Consider the following 16,804-nt stretch of genomic DNA (forward strand, 5'->3'; position numbering starts at 1 on the left):
CCGCCCTTACATGAACAGCCCAATTCTAGTCACCGGAGCCAGCCAACGTGTTGGCCTGGCACTGGCTCTGAGGCTTGCGCAAGCCGGCCATACCGTCGTCAGCGCCAGCCGTAGCAAGAGCCCAGAGGCCGCGCACCCGAACATCATCCAGTTCCAGGCCGACCTGTGCGACGAGCAAGATCGCCTGGCGCTGATCCAGTTCCTGCAAGACAACTTCGACGGCTTGCGCGCTATCATCCACAACGCCTCGCTGTGGCTGGACGACAGCCTGGCCAACCTCAATACCATGTTCAAGTTGCATGTAGAGGCGCCCTACCACCTCAACCTGGCCTTGGGCGAACACCTGCTGAAGCTGGACAAGTCAGACATCATCCATGTCTGCGATGAAACCTCCTCACGCGGCAGCAAAAGCCATATTGGCTATGCCGCAACCAAGGCGGCGCTGCAGAACATGGTGCTGTCCTTTGCAGAAAAGTACGCACCGCGCGTACGCGTCAACGCGATCCTTCCGGGCTTGCTGATCCTCAAGGAAAACAGCGACGAAGAGTACCGCCAGCAAACCCTGAAAAAGGCCCTGCTGGAGTTCGAGCCCGGGGCTCAACCGTTGATCGACGCGGTGCTCTTCCTGCTGGAGAGCCAGTACAGCACGGGCAGCAGCGTGGTGATCAACGGCGGTCGCCACCTGAAAAAAGCCGTATCGCGGTAAACTGACCCACTGCGCCACACCTTCACGAGACTAGCCATGACGCCTCAAGAGCAACTCGAACTCGAAGCGGCGGCCTTTCGCCGCCTGGTCGAACACCTGCGCAAGCGTACCGACGTGCAGAACATCGACCTGATGAACCTCTCCGGCTTCTGCCGTAACTGCCTGTCCAAGTGGTACAAGGCCGCTGCCGACGAGCGCCAGATCGACCTCAGCCTGGATGACGCCCGCGAAGTGGTGTACGGCATGCCTTATGCCGAGTGGAAAAGCCAATACCAGAAAGAAGCCAGCCCAGAACAACAGGCGGCATTTGCCAAAGGAAAAACCCATGACTGACCTGACCACCCTGCGCGCCAGCCTCAACAGCGGCGAACACGTCTTTGCCGACACCCTGGCGTTCATCGCGGCGGGCTACGACTACCAGCCACAGGCGTTCAACAATGGCGGCGTCGAAAACGCAGCCGGGCAGAACGAAGGCTCGTGCAAAACCCTGGGCCTGGCCCTGCTGGAAGGCCTGAGCGACCAGGAAGCCCTGCTGGCGTTCGGCGAACACTACCGCAGCGTAGTGGCTACACCACAAGGCACCGACCACGCCAACATTCGTGCCCTGATCGAACACGGCCTGGCGGGCGTGAAATTCAGCGTACAGCCGCTGAAGCGCAAAGCCTGACCCAAACGGCATCGCCCACAGGGATCTTTGCAGAACACTGCATTTCCTGTTGGAGCAGGCTTGCCTGCGATGGCCCCGGCGCGGTGCCAGTGGATACGAGGCGTCTGCATCGCGGGCAAGCCCGGCTCCTACAATCCCTGTTGGAGCAGGCTTGCCTGCGATGGCGTCAGCGGGGTGCCAGTGGCTGCGCGGAGTCTGCATCGCGGGCAAGCCCGGCTCCTACAATCCCTGTTGGAGCTGGCTTGCCTGCGATGGCCCCGGCGCGGTGCCAGTGGATACGAGGCGCCTGCATCGCGGGCAAGCCCGGCTCCTACAATCCCTGTTGGAGCTGGCTTGCCTGCGATGGCGTCAGCGCGGTACCAGTGGCTGCGCGGAGTCTGCATCGCGGGCAAGCCCGGCTCCTACAGGCTGCATGTCAGGCGTAGGGCGGGACCACCCGCCCCGGTGCGCACGCGGTCAGTTCGCCACGCTTCAACCACCCCAACGCAATCGGCCATAAACGCCCTTCGTAGCGGCTACGAAAAAACGCAAAATGCCCCACCTGCGCCTCGTCGATATCTTCAGGGACAATACGCAGGTGCACCCGTGGGCTGGCCTTGAAATACGCCAGCAATCGCTCAATCGCTGGTACGGTACCAAACGGATCATCGCTCAGGCTGATGGCCAGGGTTTTCGCCGTTACCCGGGCAAAGTGCAACTCGGCCAACGCCTGACCACTGGGCCGCGTTTCATAGCGCGCACTGGATCGGCTCCAGTCACGCACCACGCCAGCCGGCGTGTCTTCCAGCCAGCCCAGCCGCTTGCCCGGAAAATAGCCACACAACCGTGTCAGCAACGGCATCAACACATGCCATTTGCACACCAGTTGCCAACGGCTGGCCGCGGCGTAATCACGCCAGTAGGCAAATTGCGCCCCCACCGTGACCAAATGCCGAATCACCGCCGACGAAGGCGCCAGCCCCGCGGCACACCCACCAAAACTGTGGCCGATGACATCAATGGGCTGACCGGGAAACACACGCATCGCCCGCTGCAGCATCGCCTCGAAATCCAGTACGCCCCAGTCGGACCAGGACGCCTGAAACCCGCGCATCGACGCTGGCCGCGACTCACCGATGCCCCGGTAGTCGTAGACGATCACATCGAAGCCATTGGCAAACAGGTACTCGGCGAAACGGAAGTAGAACCGGCAGCGTACCGAGGTAGCCGCGTTGATGATGACCACCGCCCGCGCGCTATCAGCCTTGCCATGACGCCAGGTAAAACCGCCGAGGCTGAAACCATCGGCGGCCTGCTCACGAAACGCCTCGCCTGAGGCACCGGCAACCGGCGCCGGGTGCTGCTGAAGGATGATCGACATGCGCCCCCCTTTTTATAGTGGGGTCAACGCTAGCACCTTTACGGCGGGTTGAGTGTGCCGATCAGGGCATCCACCACGGCTTTGGCGCTGTCGAGGCTATGGTGCACCAGCCAGGCGCTGTCTCCGGCCAGCACCTGCTCACCCATGGCAGCGGCATACACCGCCGCTCGCGCGGGGGCCAGCAAATCGGAAATGCTGCTCAGCGCATCGGCTATCGGTACACCGTCAACCACGCAGAACAGCGCGCGCTGCTGGTGTGCATCGCCCGTGCAATGGAACACCACACCTTGTGCGGTCGTAATCGGAGGGGAATCGGAGGTGTGCATAGGAACTCCTTGATTAGAGGAGCCGTCACCGCTTGCGGCCAAGCAAGTGAATGGTGGCGACTGTACGCAGGTTGGCCGACCGGGAATCAAGGCACCCGGCACACCCGAAGGTGTCCCGCGCACAGCCGCCATAGCACGACATGCAAGCGCCAAAAAGCGCCTGCATTCGGATGGTGGGCGCTGTGCGCCTTGATTGATTCGACCGGCCAAGGTCGGTCACGGGATTGACCGTGACCGCGCAACCATACCGGCGGCCCCCGGTGCACGCAACAGCAAAGCGTGGCTCTCTGCGCGAAAGCGCTTCACCTGCGCGCGGGCACTAGTTGTGGTAGGTCATCCACCAGGTTTCGCGGCACGTCGAATTGAAGGTCATGTGTGCGGGTGCAACCGTAAACTGGTCGACCGGGCACTCCAGCACTTCATAGATGATCCAGCACTCGGGGCAGGTGTCCGCACTGACCGGCAAGCGGTCTTGTTCAAGGGTGCGCCGAATGACCACACCATTGGTAAACGTCGCGGTCAGGGTGTCTTCCCTGACCTCAAGCCCTTCGTCCACGGTGCTGTTTGAGCTGACGGTGTAGTCGCGAACACACACCGTACTTTCTGCGCCGTGCAGCGCGCGAACATACAGTGCCAAGTGCTGCGTTGCCTCTTTCATGCGATATGCCACCTGGGTAATGCAGGGAATATTGACCCGCACCGCACCTGCTGACAGGCGCGGGCGCTGCCCAGAATGAGCGCGCACAGTGCATGGGTACAAGCACAGATTGCAAAAATGCTCAGCCAACTTAGACAAAAAGCCACGGCCAATCGATTAGGAAATGACGTATGATAATCCCGCCCAAATGCAAATATCGGTTCGTTTTAGATGAGTGGCAAGTCGCTTTTCAAGATTGACCTTCGTGGTTTGATACTGCTTCTCGCTATTGCGACTGCACTTATTACGCTAGGCAACGCGCTCTATTCAAGTTATCGCGTTCAGCGCCAGCAATTGATCGACAACACACTCGAATCAAACCGCATTTATGCGGCGAAACTGGCTGCCAGTACCGATCAGTTTCTGCATTCGGCCCAACAACAACTCGCCTACAGTGCGGGCATGATGAGCAAGCCGGATGGGCTGGGCCGGGCATTCGAAGAAGTTGAACGCTTAAAATCCCAAACCGACAGTTTTAATTCGGTAACCGTTGCCGACGCGACGGGAAAAGTTGTTGCCATCTCACCTGAAACGATTCAGATCGTTGGAAATACGCTAACTTCGGTGAATGCTCAACGCGCACTGACTGAACAGAAGCCCTTTATCAGCCAACCCTTCGTCTCGTTCGCCGGCAACTTGGTGGTGTTCATTTCCCATCCGATTTTTTCCGACCAAGGCGTCTACCTCGGGTTTATCGGCGGCACTATTTACCTCAAGCAAAAGAGCATGCTGCACAGCCTGCTGGGCAGCCACTTCTACACCGACAGCTCCTACATTTACGTCGTCGATGAAAACCGCAAGCTGCTCTACCACCCCGACCCCAACCGGATCGGCGAGGCCGTCGGCCCCAACACGGTGATTGATGCCGTGATTCGTGGCGAAAGCGGAAAAAGCCAGGTCATCAACACCACCGATGTCGAGATGCTGGCCGGCTACGCGCCCATTACCTCGGCGCATTGGGGCATCGTTTCTCAGCAGCCGATCGAGACATCGCTGCTGGCGTTGAACACACTGATGATCAACATGCTCAAGGGCATTCTGCCGGTTGGCTTGCTGGGAATGCTTGCTATCTGGTGGCTGGCACGGCTGATCTCGACGCCGCTGGGGCAACTGGCCGACTGCGCCAAGAACATGGACAGCCCGGAAGCGCAGGGCAAGATCCGCGCGGTAAAATCCTGGTACTTCGAGTCAACCCAGATCAAGCGCGCCTTGCTGTTAGGCATCTCCTTGCTGCAAAGCAAGATCGGCAAGTTGAACAAGGACGCACAAACCGACCCGCTGACGGGCCTGCTCAACCGGCGGGCCATGGCCCAAGTACTGGAAACCTACCGCAGCGAGCAGACAGCCTTCTCCGTCGTGGTGCTCGACATCGATCACTTCAAGCGGGTCAACGACACCTATGGCCATGACACTGGCGACAAGGTTCTGGTGCAACTCTCGAAAATCATGCAGAAGTATTCGCGCGAAGCGGACAGCGTATGTCGCGTGGGTGGCGAAGAGTTTTTGATCCTGCTGCCTGGCACCTCACTTGAAGCCGCCGGCAACTTTGCCGAGCGCCTGCGCGTGGCCGTTGAACAAGCACCCATGGCGCTTGTTGGGCACATCACGATTTCCCTGGGGGTCGCCCACTGGCCGGACGATGCCAAAGAGCTCTCCGAAACCCTGAAGCTGGCGGACGACCGGATGTACCAGGCCAAGCAGTTGGGCCGCAACCGTGTGGTCGCGAGTGCCGTTGAGAGCACCGTTCAGTCATGCGTGCCGCAGTAACTGCACGACCACCCCGGCCAGCCCACACGCCATCAGTACCGGTATCACGCCGCGCTTGAAGCGGAACAGTGCAATTGCGGCCGACACTGCGATCAACGCCGATACCCCATCGAACGCACCGCTGAAGCCTTTGGGCCAGAGCACGTGATAACCGAAGAACAGCGCCAGGTTGAGGATCACCCCGACGACAGCCGCGGTGATGGCGGTCAACGGTGCGGTGAACTTCAGCACGTTGTGCGTCGACTCCACCAGCGGGCCACCCGCCAGAATGAACAGAAACGACGGCAGGAAGGTGAACCAGGTGACCAGGCACGCGGCAACCGCGCCGGCCAGGAACAGGTGCTCGCCGCCCAGCGCCTGCTGCAGGTAAGCGCCCACAAAGGCGACAAAAGCCACCACCATGATCAACGGCCCGGGGGTGGTCTCACCCAGCGCCAGGCCATCGATCATCTGCGTTGGGCTCAACCAGCCATAGTGGCCGACCGCGCCTTGATAAACGTAGGGCAGCACCGCGTAGGCACCACCAAAGGTCAGCAGTGCAGCCTTGGTGAAAAACCAGCCCATCTGGGTCAAGGTACCGCCCCAGCCAAACAGCGCCGTCAACACCCCCATTGGCACTACCCAGAGCACCGCGCCAACAACCAACAGTTGCGCCAGACGCGACCAGCGGAAACGTGCATGTGCGGGTGTAGGGGTTTCATCGTCGATCAGCGCGGGGCCATAGGCGGCCCGACTTGCAGCATGCCCACCGCTGTTACTGAACCTGGCCGGCGCAAAACGACCGCCCAGGTAACCCAACACAGCGGCGCCCAGCACAATCAACGGGAACGGTACATTGAGGGCGAATATCGCGACAAACGACGCCGCAGCAATCGCCCACAGCCAGCTGTTTTTCAGTGCCCGTGAGCCAATACGGTGAGCCGCCTGGATCACGATGGCGGTCACGGCAGGCTTGATGCCATAGAACAACCCGGCCACCACCGGCACGTCACCAAAGGCGATGTAGACCCAGGACAGGCCAATCAAGATAAACAGCGATGGCAGCACGAACAGTACGCCGGCAATCACCCCGCCCCAGGTTCGGTGCATCAGCCAGCCGATGTAGGTGGCCAGTTGCTGAGCTTCGGGGCCGGGCAGCAACATGCAGTAGTTCAGGGCATGCAGGAACCGACGCTCGGAAATCCAGCGCCGCTGCTCGACCAACTCCTGGTGCATGATCGCGATCTGCCCGGCCGGGCCGCCGAAGCTGATAAAGCCCATCTTGAGCCAAAACACGAAGGCGTGCCAAAAACTCACCGGCGGCGGTACGGCTAGGGTGTCGGCAGCCTTCGGGGCGATGTGCGTCATACTGAGGATCCCTGATTGCCCGTATTAAGGCCCGGTAAAGGTATTCATTCGGGTGAGGCCGTATGATGAACGCTTGAACCGCTCAAGTGGAAGGCTCCCCCCGAATGAACGTGAGTGTTTTGTACGCGCTGGCCGCAGCGGCCCTGTTTGGCGCCAGCACACCACTGGCCAAGTTTCTGGGCGTGGGCCTTTCTCCTGTGCTGTTGGCCGGGCTGTTGTACCTGGGTAGCGGCCTGGGCCTGACCCTTGTGCGATGCATTCGAGACCGAGGCTGGCACAGCAGCGGCCTGACAGCCCCTGAATGGCCATGGCTGCTCGCCGCCATCGCATTCGGCGGCGTGCTTGGGCCGATTGCGCTGATGTTCGGCCTGACACGTACCTCAGGGGCGACCGCCTCCCTGATGCTCAATCTGGAGTCTGTACTGACCGCCCTGCTGGCCTGGGTCGTGTTCAAGGAGAACGCTGACCGTCGAATCGTGCTCGGCATGATCGTCATCGTTCTGGGGGGCTGTGTACTCTCCTGGCCTCAGGAAAGCACATCGGCCCATGACTGGACCGGCCCGCTGGCCGTGGCGTTCGCCTGCCTGTGCTGGGCCATTGATAACAACCTGACGCGCAAAGTCTCAGCGTCCGATGCTGTGTTCATCGCAGGCCTCAAAGGCTTGAGCGCGGGTGTGGTGAACTGCACGCTGGCATTGGCTATCGGCGCCCAACTGCCGGCAATCAGCACACTGCTGCCTACCTTGCTGGTGGGCTTTCTTGGCTATGGCGTCAGCCTGGTGTTGTTCGTACTGGCCCTGCGTGGGCTCGGCAGCGCACGTACCGGCGCCTATTTCTCAACAGCGCCCTTTCTGGGCGCGGCCCTCTCGATCCTGATGCTTGGGGAGTCGGTGTCATGGCTGTTCTGGATCGCCGCCGCGCTGATGGCGCTGGGTGTCTGGATACACCTGACCGAGAACCATGCACACGAGCATCAACATGAACCGCTGGTGCACAGCCATCGACATACCCATGACGAGCATCACCAACATGAACACGACTTCGAATGGGATGGCACTGAACCCCACAACCACCTGCACCACCACGCACCGATCCGACACAGCCACCCGCACTTTCCCGATATCCATCACCGGCACAAGCATTGAGGGTGAGCCTGGCTGTTGATGGGGTCGCCTGGGGTGCGAGGATCGGCGTACCCCCGACACTCGATACCTGAGAGACTAAAGCGCCGGGCAAGCTCGCCCAAGATCACACCATGGACCGGATGCTACATGCGCAAGTCAGATCGACTGTTTCAGGTGGTCAACCTGATCCGAGTGCATCAACCCATTACCGCAGACGCATTGGCCGAGCGCATTGGCGTCTCAGCCCGCACCATTTATCGGTACATCGATGACCTGTCTGTCAGTGGCATTCCCCTCTATGGGGTTGCTGGCGCGGGGTACTCACTGCGTGAAGGCTTTGAACTGCCGCCTCTGACCCTCACCCGCACTGAACTCGATGCGCTGATGCTTGGCGTTGAGATGCTCTCCACTGCCGCGGGTACTGAACTCGCCACCTCTGCCAGGACGCTTCTGAGCAAAATCACCGCGGCGTTGCCATCGGCCGATGTACCGCCCCCGCTCTCCAGCATTCGGGCGCTGCGCGTCAGGCCCACCACAGCGCACCAGTGCCACCTGGATGAACTGAACCGGGCTATTCAACAAGCGAGCGCGGTACGTTTTTCCTATGTCAGCCTGAACGAGGCAACTTCGGACCGGACGGTGTTTCCCTTGGGGCTGTTCTATTGGGGAGGCAAGTGGACGGTGGGCACCTGGTGCGTGTCCAGGCAGGCCTACCGAGACTTCCGGATCGACCGGATGCACAACCTGCAGATCATGACGGACGGTCAAAAGCTTGGGGCAGAATGGAACCTGCGCGCCTACATGCAGTTCCAGTCCGCGCAATGGGCGGCACATCCGGCGATGAAGCACTGACAGTACGCTGTCAGTAGGCCTGCGTGACACTGGTCGCTCTTCTTACTGCACCTGGAGAGCACCCTATGACACAGAACAGCCATGTACTTGAACTCGCGATCTTTACCGTCAAGGAAGGTTTTGAACAGCAGATGCCCGAGCTTCGAGTAGTGCTTCGCGAAGCCCTGAAGCACTTTGATGGCTTGATTGAATACACCGGCTACTGCCCTGCCCCTCAAGGCCGGGTTTTCGTCGACCTTGCCAAGTGGGACAGCCTTGAGAGCGCACACACCGTTGCACAGGCCTTCGAACGCGGAGACGCCAGATTCGCACCGTATGCCCACGCCATTGAAGCGATTACCTTCATGGGGCACTTTCATCCGGAGTGATCGCCTCTTCTCACATTGGCATCTAAGGCGCACCATTACGCAGCAATAGGCGGATTTCCGCCATCATAGTTCTGGAAAGTGGCGTGTTTCCTCCATTCAAGTGCCGGGAACACCGCCCCAACAACCGTAACATCTGCATTACAACCTTCGGGTACAGGTCTTGCAAAATGTGAACAGTAAAAGACCAGACAACGACTCACGGGATCAGACCATGCAAAAAACCTGTCACCATGAGCTGCGCAATGCCTTTCGTGCCCTGCTTGCCAGCCATGCCTGTTACCACACTGCCTCAGTGTTCGACCCGTTGTCGGCGCGTATTGCCGCCGACCTCGGTTTTGAAGTCGGCATCCTCGGCGGCTCGGTCGCGTCCCTGCAAGTGCTCGCCGCCCCGGACATCGCCCTGATCACCCTCAGCGAGTTTGCCGAACAAGCCACACGCATCGGCCGTGTGGCCCGCCTGCCCGTGATCGCCGACGCCGACCACGGCTACGGCAATGCCCTCAATGCCATGCGTACCGTCATCGAGCTGGAACGCTCCGGCGTCGCCGCACTGACCCTTGAAGACACCCTGCTGCCAGCCCAATTCGGCCGCAAGTCCTACGACCTGATCAGCGTCGAGGAAGGCGTCGGCAAACTGCGCGCCGCCCTGGAAGTACGCGACGACAGCGCCCTGGCAATCATCGCCCGCACCCATGCCGGTGTGCAGCCGCTGACCGACGTCATCCACCGCACCCGCGCCTATCAGGACGCAGGCGCCGATGGCATCTGCCTGGTCGGGGTGAAGGACTTTGAACACCTGGAGGCCATCGCAGAAGGCCTGAGCGTGCCACTGATGCTGGTCACCTACGGCAACCCGGAACTGCGCGACGACAGCCGCCTGGCCAAACTGGGCGTGCGCATCGTGGTAGACGGCCATGCTGCCTACTTCGCGGCAATCAAAGCCACCTACGACAGCCTTCGCGAGCAGCGCGGCATCCCTGTCGAAAACGCGCTAAACGCCTCGGAACTGGTAACCAAGTACACCGCCCCGAACGACTACATCGCCTGGGCGCGGGAATACATGAACGTGAAGGAGTAACGCGCCAGCTTGGGGCGAGATTCGACCCAGGCCCGCCACGAAAAAATCGTCGCCGCGCTTATGGCAGCGCTTTAAACAAGCGCAGCCTGGGCCAGGCACTGAAACACTAAGCGGTATGAGGTCGTGGGAGCGATGCGACCATTTGATCAAAAGCCTCTAGCGCATACCTTCCATCAAGGCTTTTCAAGGCCGGCATTTCTGAAGGAAAACCGAATTGCACTCGGCCTAAAAGTACCTTTTCGATGGCTGAGTACCAGTTCAAAAGAGCGGTTTGGAGGCGCACGTGTAGCTCGAAATTACGCCGTCGGCGGGTGGTGTCTGCGTTAGCTCGTTCGCGCGCGAGCTGCGGATCGATGCTGCCAACAATGTAACAGTCAGCGAAGCCAATCCGCCTTTGGGCTACCGTTTCTCGTGTAGCCGCCAACTCCAATCGCCAGTCGTGTTCGCTGGCCTCGCCGACCTGCCAGAGGCTCCAAATGTAGTGGAGCTTGAGGGGGTCGCTGTCGCACAAAGCCCACGAAGACATTGCTTCCGTGGCGAGCGCTGCCTGCCAGCGATCTACGTTTCGCTCAGCCCAGAACGCTGCGGCTCCGACGGGGTCTTGCAGTCGATTCGGCTCGTCCTTGAAACGTCCATTTTCAGGAACGACATATTGCCCTCCATGCTTTGAGCACCAAGTGGTTTTCCCGCTGGCGCTGATACCGTCGACAACTACGATCATCGTTCTGACTACTCCGCAAAATTCATCCTGCTCCTGCAAGCCTACAGGCATCAATGTGGCTTGTGCCGGCATCCCTTCATGTAGCGTTTCGTACTCGCGGGCGTGCAAGGCTGGGCACACACCATGTATTGGCTTTGCAGGGCTGGGTAGATGACTTAGCCGTATGGACACCGATCCGGAGACCAGCAGAAACAACAAAGCCCGCACTGGGCGGGCTTTGTTGGGTGTTTCGTGCCCTGTGGGGCTGATCGAAACGGCTGAATGGTGCCGGAGACAGGAATTGTATCAATGCTCAACCGAATGAATTAAATCAGTATTATTCTTCAGGTTAGAAGTCTCTATCTCTAAAATTATCCTCAGCCGATCTCCGGGGTGAGAACCACCGTGAAAAAGCCCTGACGAGATGATGGAAGGCGCTGAAGGGTTCTGCGACCCATGCCCCAAAGCCAGCCTTAGTCGCTTCTCGCGGATGGCACCTACCCATAGCTGCCTTCATGGAGGGCAGTTCACGGCCAGAAGCGGTCACCCACAACCACTTTTGGAGCAAATATCAGGATAATCCATCGCGATTGATGCGCGTGAAAGTATGACAGGCAGAGGAAAAGGCCATCCCCCACAGCCTGTCATACCTGTGCGCTTACTTAGATTTCGCTGGTGGATAGTTGCCGCGATCACCGCCGGATTTGTTGCCTGTGGTGCTTGGCAGATTAGGAACTACCGGACGAGGTGTGTGTTGGGGGCTCGGGCGGCTTGGTTTTTTCGGTTGTTTGCTCATAATCATCGTTTCCTAAATGAGTTGAATAGGGATTACTTGCAAGCACCTTCTACGCGGCAGGCGCAACTGGTCGGTGCATGGCACTTATGGTCGTCACCACAACGCATGGCCTGAGTCTCGTCACCGCCCCCCGGATACGCACCAAAGTGCTTTTCATACAGTGTGACTGTATGGGCAAAGGCATTCTTCAGCTCTTGGTAATCGTCCTGGCCGTAGATGCCGAAGTAGGGGTAATGGTCAATAAAGCGACCGAACACCTGCTGGCAGTCTTCGCGGTAGGCGCGAGTATCCAATATGTGGGCATGCCAGAGGGTATCCACCGTCTTGCTGGGCACCAGTGCAACCGATGGGTAGAGGCTCTTTAGTGTTAGAAAGCGGCGGTACTCCTCTTCGGCCATATCCCATTCAGCCGTTGACATTTCTGCCTCCGAGGATTCGGTGTACTTGTGCTTCAAACGCTTGAAGTCCAGGCGGCTGACGCTCATGTCTAGGCCGTTTGCCGCCAGCAGTGGCTTGTTCAGCGATACGATTGCATTCATGTGTGTTTCTCCTGTGATTGAAGGTTGCAGGCCTTGATAGCTCGCCTTCGCTTCAGCTCACGCTCGAAACATTGACGGCTGACCAGCGCGCAAGGTGCGTAGCCGGTAGCTGTGATTTGATATAGCAAACGCCAGTCACTGCCGAGCTTGAAGCGCAGCAAACCTTCACGACAGCGCACGCGCTTGCCGCCCAAAGCGGTAAAGGGCGTTCCCGATAAAAGAGCTTGATCAATGCCCAGGGCTCTGGCCTGGTGACAGGCGCTGATCTGGTGTTGGCAGCAGGAGAGAATGGATTGAATGGTGTGCATGACTGGCTCCGTGTGTGATGACGGAGCCAGTCTCGGTGTGTGGATTCCACAACCAATAGGTCAGCGAAGGAAATCCAACAAATCATCAAATTCCTTCGCGTCCTGGTATTCGCTGATAATGAGATCGCGGTACTTCAGTAGCAGGACATTATCTGTCACCACTCTACTGGCTCTCTCATAGGCCAGCCCCAGCTCACCGTTGAGGTAGTGCGCCATCATGCTGTCACCCACCGACAGCGCAGCTGTCTGGCTTGCCAGAGCTTTCAATAGATTACCTTGGTGTGGGCCAAGTCCCATTTGTGGCAATGCATCCGCAAATGGATTGGTCAGCTTTTCTTTGGAAAGATCCACATTGGCTAATCGATCAAGCAGAATGATCATCTCTTGGCGCAACAGCCCAAGACCTGCAACGGACTGGCGATCTAGGAATAGCTGCCTGGCCCAGTCCACATAAGCCTGTCGCTCCGAGCGATCCCTGATGAGCATGATCGCAATTTTTGGCACACCGAACAGGCCCTGCAATACGATTGCATTCCAGATCAACACCTCATCGGCAGGATTCAGGTACCAACGTTCACGACTACCTGTAGCTCCAGGCCCATCCGGTCTGCTGCGCTCCATCATTATTAGTGGTGGCAGTGTTTCTTTCAGCGCCCCGCGCCCCTTTATGGTCTTACTCGCCAACGCGTCAACCAGCGTATTAAGCGCGATTCTAAGAGCCCCGTACTGCTTTTGGGATAGAGGGGCCGATAGCGGCGGGCAAAGCAGTCGCTCCAGAACCTCTGTATGCTCAGGCCACTGGTTCAAATTAGAGCGCACAGGATTGATTCAACAATGTTTCTACTGCTGGCAGTTGCTCTGCGTCTTCTGAGTAGACTGCGATGCGTGCAGCTTGAGCGTACCAGTCGCTCTGAGCGCAGAGATCACTACTGCGTCGAAACTCATCGAGCACACCACGGCAGTAACCCGCGCGCAGTGCTCCAGAGGTTGAGGTTGTAAGACCAGCAACGAGACGCTGCTCATCGCGCTTTGAATAGATCTTTAGCAGTTCCTGGCAACTGATGATCAGATGCTTTGCATCATCATTAGCCAAGGCATAAGGAGTAGTAGCGCTGCCAAGCAGCAGGAAAAATGCAAGGTTCAAGGCTTTCAAACGGTGACTTCCTTTTCAACTGTGGTGATCGCGGGTTCGACACGTAAAGTAGTGATTGGCCGCGAGTTTTCAGAGGTTGCGGTAGGGGCCGCTAGATAAAGTGCCAGAAGGGTTAAACCCAATGCAGTAAGCTCCGTGACAGGGTCCGCAACAGTACTCAACAGATCAACCGGAGTCCCCAGCTGTTGCTCAACACCAGTAGCAAAGCCGAAAATACTGAGCCCTACACACACCAGCCGCCCTTGAAAAGTCAGCAATCGGCTTATCCCTCCCCAAAGACCAATTGCAAAGTGCCGACAGTAACGAATGTGCCGCCGAAGCAACAATGCGAAAAGCAGCATAAAGCCCCACTCAGCCCATGAGACGTCAGCTAGGCCCTCCCCATACTCGAAAATCTGTGGGGCTTGGCCTCCCAGCGATAACAGGCCCAACAGCCAAATTAAGGCTTTGATTAGCCAGCCAAACAGCAAGCAAAGACCTTTAGTCAGGTTGCTATCAAGCTTCCCGGCCAGCGAGAGTTCAGGGGATTGCATTGGGACTCCTTGTCGGTGGATAAGCTTCGGGCAGCTATCAGTCAGGGTATTGCAGAGGAAGTCAGTCAAGCCTCGAGGCAATAGATCACCCCCTGTACTTTATTCGATTTGTGCGGGAACGTCCGAAAAGGGTTGAAAGCTGTCAGTCGCGACCGGCCGCTAACGACCCATATGCGACATTCGTCGATTGAACAACGGGGCCGTTGAACGTAAGAGACGTGAAGCCTAGATGGAGAGCTACCCGCTTTGATAGATAGGTATAGACCATGGCGGCATTAGCAACGGAAGAGTATTCCGCAGGGCGCTGTTGACCGTGTTCTCGGACATCAGCTCCCAAGAGCGGGCGTCACCGGTAAACACGAGGTCAAAGTACCCCGTGATCGCATAAGTCTGTTCGAGCAATGCCACATCGTGGGGGTATAGGGCCACAAGGTGGGCTCGCCCGCCATCTTCGTCCCTGCCATAACGAAAAAACCCGCCAAAAGGCGGGTTTTTCGGGGGTTCCAGAGATTTTTGTAGCCTTCACTGAAACCTGAACTGGTGCCGGAGACAGGAATCGAACCTGCGACCTTCGCGTTACGAGTGCGCTGCTCTACCGACTGAGCTACACCGGCGTGACAGCAACGCTACCACTGCCGCGACGGTTACGCAAATCACTGTTTAATAACAGCTATTGCTCCCTGTTCTGCCAGCCGCTCAAGGCGTGCTGCAACCGGCGGGGGCGTAGTCTTTGGCGACGGTGGTGGTGCAGTTCCAGCCGGTGGCCGAGCGGGTCAGGCTGATGGTTTTGTCCAGCACTGGTGCTGGTGCATCGAGCAGGCTGCAGACGATGCTGCCGGTGCCCGCCACTGCGCTGCCCACGGCGGTAATCGCGCAGTTGGCGGTACGCTCCTGGCCACCAATGGCGGCGACGTTGGCAACGTCTGCGCCTTGGTTCAAGCGCACTTCGAGGGCGGTCTTGAGGGCGGAGATTTCCGCCAGCCCGGCAGTGGCCTTGGTTCGCGCCTGGTGGTTGGTGTACATGGGTAAGGCGATGGTCGCCAGGATGCCGATGATCGCCACGACGATCATCAGCTCAATTAATGTGATGCCACGCTGCCCGTTCATGGACGTTCTCCCTGTTTGGACCGAATCGGTTGCCGGGGTGCTCTGCCGGCAGCCGCGCAGTAGGCCCGAATAGACACCTTTTGTCACCCTGCCAGACGCTATCCCTGATCCGGCCTCGACTACTCTAGAGGCTGGGATGTGAACGCACACCCCCTACAGCAGCTCAAGCTGTAACCAATTTTGAACCTGTTCAGCGCAACAAGGATGTCGCGATGACCAACAGAATCACACGCCCCAGGGCACAGCGCCTGCGACGAAACGCGCACAGGCGTTCAGTCGATACACAGGCCCGATACACATCGGGGCGGGTAGCCGAGTTGCTCACCTTGCACCTCGGCAACCCCATCAGTTCAGCGGAGCTGGCCCGTTTTACCCGGCAACTGGCGACCTTGCTCAAGGCCGGCGTCGCACTGCTGCAAGCCTTCGACATGCTGGCCGAAAGCTGCAGTAACGTGCACCTGCGCCGCCTGCTGCTGGCGCTTAAACAGGCGATTGCTGCCGGCAGCAGCCTGGCCGACGCGCTGCGTAAGCATCCGCGTTGTTTCGATGCGTTGTACTGCAACCTGATTGCGGTCGGTGAGCACTCGGGCAGCCTGGATACGCTGCTGGACCAGGTAGCGAACCTTCAGGAAAAGCGCCAGGCGCTGCAAGCCCGGGTGAAAAAGGCCATGACCTATCCCGTACTGGTACTGCTGGTCGGCTTTGGGGTGTCGGCGGTGTTGCTGCTTGAGGTGGTGCCGCAGTTCCAGTCACTGTTCGCAGGCTTCGGCGCAGAGCTTCCGCTGTTTACGCGCCAGGTCATTGGCGTGTCCCAATGGTTGAGCGATCACATAGGCGGGTTGCTGCTGATGGCTGGGGCTGGGCTGTTGGCCGGGCACTGGGCCTGGCGCCGCAAGCCGGCGTTCAAGCTGTGGGCATTGCACCATGCGCTGAAGCTGCCACTGGCTGGCCCTCTGCTGCAACAGGTCGCCTTGGCACGCTTCGCGCGCACGCTGGCGACTTCCTTTTCTGCTGGCGTGCCACTCGTCGAAGCGTTGAACTCGGTGGCAGCAGCCTGCGGCAATCCGCTGTTCGAGCAGGCGGTGCATCGGCTTCGCCAAGAGGTCGCGAATGGCCTGCCACTGAGTACAGCCATGAACGCCAGCCATCTGTTTCCCAGCCTTGCGGTGCAGTTGTGCGTGGTAGGCGAGACATCCGGCAGGTTGGACGATATGCTCGATAAAACTGCCAGCCATTATGAAACGACCATCGACCAGATGCTCGATACCCTGGCCAGCCTGCTGGAGCCCTTGATTGTATTGATCCTGGGGGTACTGGTGGGGGGCTTGGTAATCGCAATGTATCTGCCAATCTTTCAGTTGGGCGACGTGATCTGA

Annotated in this window: 20 protein-coding genes and 1 tRNA gene; 9 read left to right on the plus strand and 12 right to left on the minus strand. The window is 58.8% G+C overall.

The annotated features are described in order from the left end of the window. The first annotated feature begins 10 nt into the window (after positions 1-10). Genes folM through EKA13_RS07720 form a run of 3 tightly spaced genes read left to right on the plus strand, consistent with a single transcriptional unit; the run spans position 11 to position 1,373 of the window. Positions 11-706, plus strand: a complete 696-nt coding sequence (folM, locus tag EKA13_RS07710; protein ID WP_065758803.1) for a dihydromonapterin reductase — start codon at positions 11-13, stop codon at positions 704-706. Positions 707-742: 36 nt separating this feature from the next. Then, positions 743-1,039: a DUF1244 domain-containing protein gene (locus EKA13_RS07715; protein ID WP_065758804.1), complete on the plus strand. Its 297-nt coding sequence runs from the start codon at positions 743-745 to the stop codon at positions 1,037-1,039. Beyond that, positions 1,032-1,373: a HopJ type III effector protein gene (locus EKA13_RS07720; protein WP_065758805.1), complete on the plus strand. Its 342-nt coding sequence runs from the start codon at positions 1,032-1,034 to the stop codon at positions 1,371-1,373. The genes EKA13_RS07715 and EKA13_RS07720 overlap by 8 nt, the downstream gene beginning before the upstream one ends. A 415-nt stretch (positions 1,374-1,788) precedes the next feature. Here EKA13_RS07720 and EKA13_RS07725 read toward each other — a convergent pair whose 3' ends face one another. From EKA13_RS07725 to EKA13_RS07735, 3 genes are all read right to left on the minus strand, one after another. Further along, entirely contained in the window at positions 1,789-2,733 is a 945-nt protein-coding gene (locus EKA13_RS07725; protein WP_065758806.1) for an alpha/beta hydrolase family protein, read from the minus strand. Between the two features lie 38 nt (positions 2,734-2,771). Next, on the minus strand, positions 2,772-3,059 hold the full coding sequence (locus EKA13_RS07730) for a DUF3077 domain-containing protein (protein ID WP_065758807.1): 288 nt from the start codon (positions 3,057-3,059) through the stop codon (positions 2,772-2,774). A gap of 319 nt (positions 3,060-3,378) precedes the next feature. Then, entirely contained in the window at positions 3,379-3,717 is a 339-nt protein-coding gene (locus tag EKA13_RS07735; RefSeq protein WP_065758808.1) for a hypothetical protein, read from the minus strand. A gap of 210 nt (positions 3,718-3,927) precedes the next feature. Between EKA13_RS07735 and EKA13_RS07740 the strand changes: the two genes are divergently transcribed. Continuing rightward, the gene (locus tag EKA13_RS07740) at positions 3,928-5,523 is read left to right on the plus strand and encodes a sensor domain-containing diguanylate cyclase (protein WP_065758809.1); all 1,596 of its coding nucleotides are present in this window, start codon (positions 3,928-3,930) and stop codon (positions 5,521-5,523) included. Here EKA13_RS07740 and chrA read toward each other — a convergent pair. Then, positions 5,506-6,870: a chromate efflux transporter gene (gene chrA / locus EKA13_RS07745; RefSeq protein WP_065758810.1), complete on the minus strand. Its 1,365-nt coding sequence runs from the start codon at positions 6,868-6,870 to the stop codon at positions 5,506-5,508. The two genes, EKA13_RS07740 and chrA, sit on opposite strands and share 18 nt — an antisense overlap. Positions 6,871-6,974: 104 nt before the next feature. On the opposite strand from chrA, the gene EKA13_RS07750 reads away from it, so the two are divergent. The 4 genes from EKA13_RS07750 (at position 6,975) to EKA13_RS07765 (ending at position 10,292) form a co-directional block, all read left to right on the plus strand. Continuing rightward, positions 6,975-8,015, plus strand: coding sequence for a DMT family transporter (locus tag EKA13_RS07750; RefSeq protein WP_065758811.1), 1,041 nt, complete (start codon positions 6,975-6,977; stop codon positions 8,013-8,015). A 126-nt stretch (positions 8,016-8,141) separates the two neighbouring features. Continuing rightward, positions 8,142-8,846 (plus strand): helix-turn-helix transcriptional regulator, encoded by a 705-nt coding sequence (locus EKA13_RS07755; protein ID WP_065758812.1) that lies wholly within the window; start codon positions 8,142-8,144, stop codon positions 8,844-8,846. Between the two features lie 65 nt (positions 8,847-8,911). Further along, entirely contained in the window at positions 8,912-9,214 is a 303-nt protein-coding gene (locus EKA13_RS07760; protein ID WP_065758813.1) for a hypothetical protein, read from the plus strand. 211 nt (positions 9,215-9,425) lie between these two features. Next, positions 9,426-10,292: an isocitrate lyase/PEP mutase family protein gene (locus EKA13_RS07765; protein WP_065758814.1), complete on the plus strand. Its 867-nt coding sequence runs from the start codon at positions 9,426-9,428 to the stop codon at positions 10,290-10,292. A 106-nt stretch (positions 10,293-10,398) separates the two neighbouring features. On the opposite strand, the gene EKA13_RS07770 is transcribed toward EKA13_RS07765, so the two are convergent. The 8 genes from EKA13_RS07770 to EKA13_RS07810 form a co-directional block, all read right to left on the minus strand. Further along, on the minus strand, positions 10,399-11,013 hold the full coding sequence (locus EKA13_RS07770; RefSeq protein ID WP_065758815.1) for a hypothetical protein: 615 nt from the start codon (positions 11,011-11,013) through the stop codon (positions 10,399-10,401). Between the two features lie 807 nt (positions 11,014-11,820). Next, positions 11,821-12,327 carry a glycine-rich domain-containing protein gene (locus tag EKA13_RS07775; RefSeq protein ID WP_065758816.1) on the minus strand — a complete coding sequence of 169 codons (507 nt, stop codon included), beginning with the start codon at positions 12,325-12,327 and terminating at the stop codon, positions 11,821-11,823. Continuing rightward, positions 12,324-12,635, minus strand: a complete 312-nt coding sequence (locus EKA13_RS07780; protein WP_065758817.1) for a ParE family toxin-like protein — start codon at positions 12,633-12,635, stop codon at positions 12,324-12,326. Before EKA13_RS07780 ends, EKA13_RS07775 begins: the two co-directional genes overlap by 4 nt. A 60-nt stretch (positions 12,636-12,695) precedes the next feature. After that, positions 12,696-13,319, minus strand: coding sequence for a hypothetical protein (locus EKA13_RS07785; RefSeq protein ID WP_125862919.1), 624 nt, complete (start codon positions 13,317-13,319; stop codon positions 12,696-12,698). A gap of 124 nt (positions 13,320-13,443) precedes the next feature. Then, positions 13,444-13,788, minus strand: a complete 345-nt coding sequence (locus tag EKA13_RS07790) for a hypothetical protein (protein WP_083199765.1) — start codon at positions 13,786-13,788, stop codon at positions 13,444-13,446. Then, on the minus strand, positions 13,785-14,321 hold the full coding sequence (locus EKA13_RS07795; protein ID WP_065758819.1) for a hypothetical protein: 537 nt from the start codon (positions 14,319-14,321) through the stop codon (positions 13,785-13,787). Before EKA13_RS07795 ends, EKA13_RS07790 begins: the two co-directional genes overlap by 4 nt. A 538-nt stretch (positions 14,322-14,859) precedes the next feature. After that, a tRNA-Thr gene (locus EKA13_RS07805) sits at positions 14,860-14,935 on the minus strand. Between the two features lie 82 nt (positions 14,936-15,017). Beyond that, complete coding sequence (locus EKA13_RS07810; protein ID WP_065758820.1) at positions 15,018-15,428, minus strand: pilin; 411 nt, start codon at positions 15,426-15,428, stop codon at positions 15,018-15,020. A 212-nt stretch (positions 15,429-15,640) separates the two neighbouring features. On the opposite strand from EKA13_RS07810, the gene EKA13_RS07815 reads away from it, so the two are divergent. Beyond that, complete coding sequence (locus EKA13_RS07815) at positions 15,641-16,804, plus strand: type II secretion system F family protein (RefSeq protein ID WP_083199766.1); 1,164 nt, start codon at positions 15,641-15,643, stop codon at positions 16,802-16,804.

This window comes from Pseudomonas defluvii, from assembly GCF_001695625.1.
GTDB classification, from domain to species: domain Bacteria; phylum Pseudomonadota; class Gammaproteobacteria; order Pseudomonadales; family Pseudomonadaceae; genus Aquipseudomonas; species Aquipseudomonas defluvii.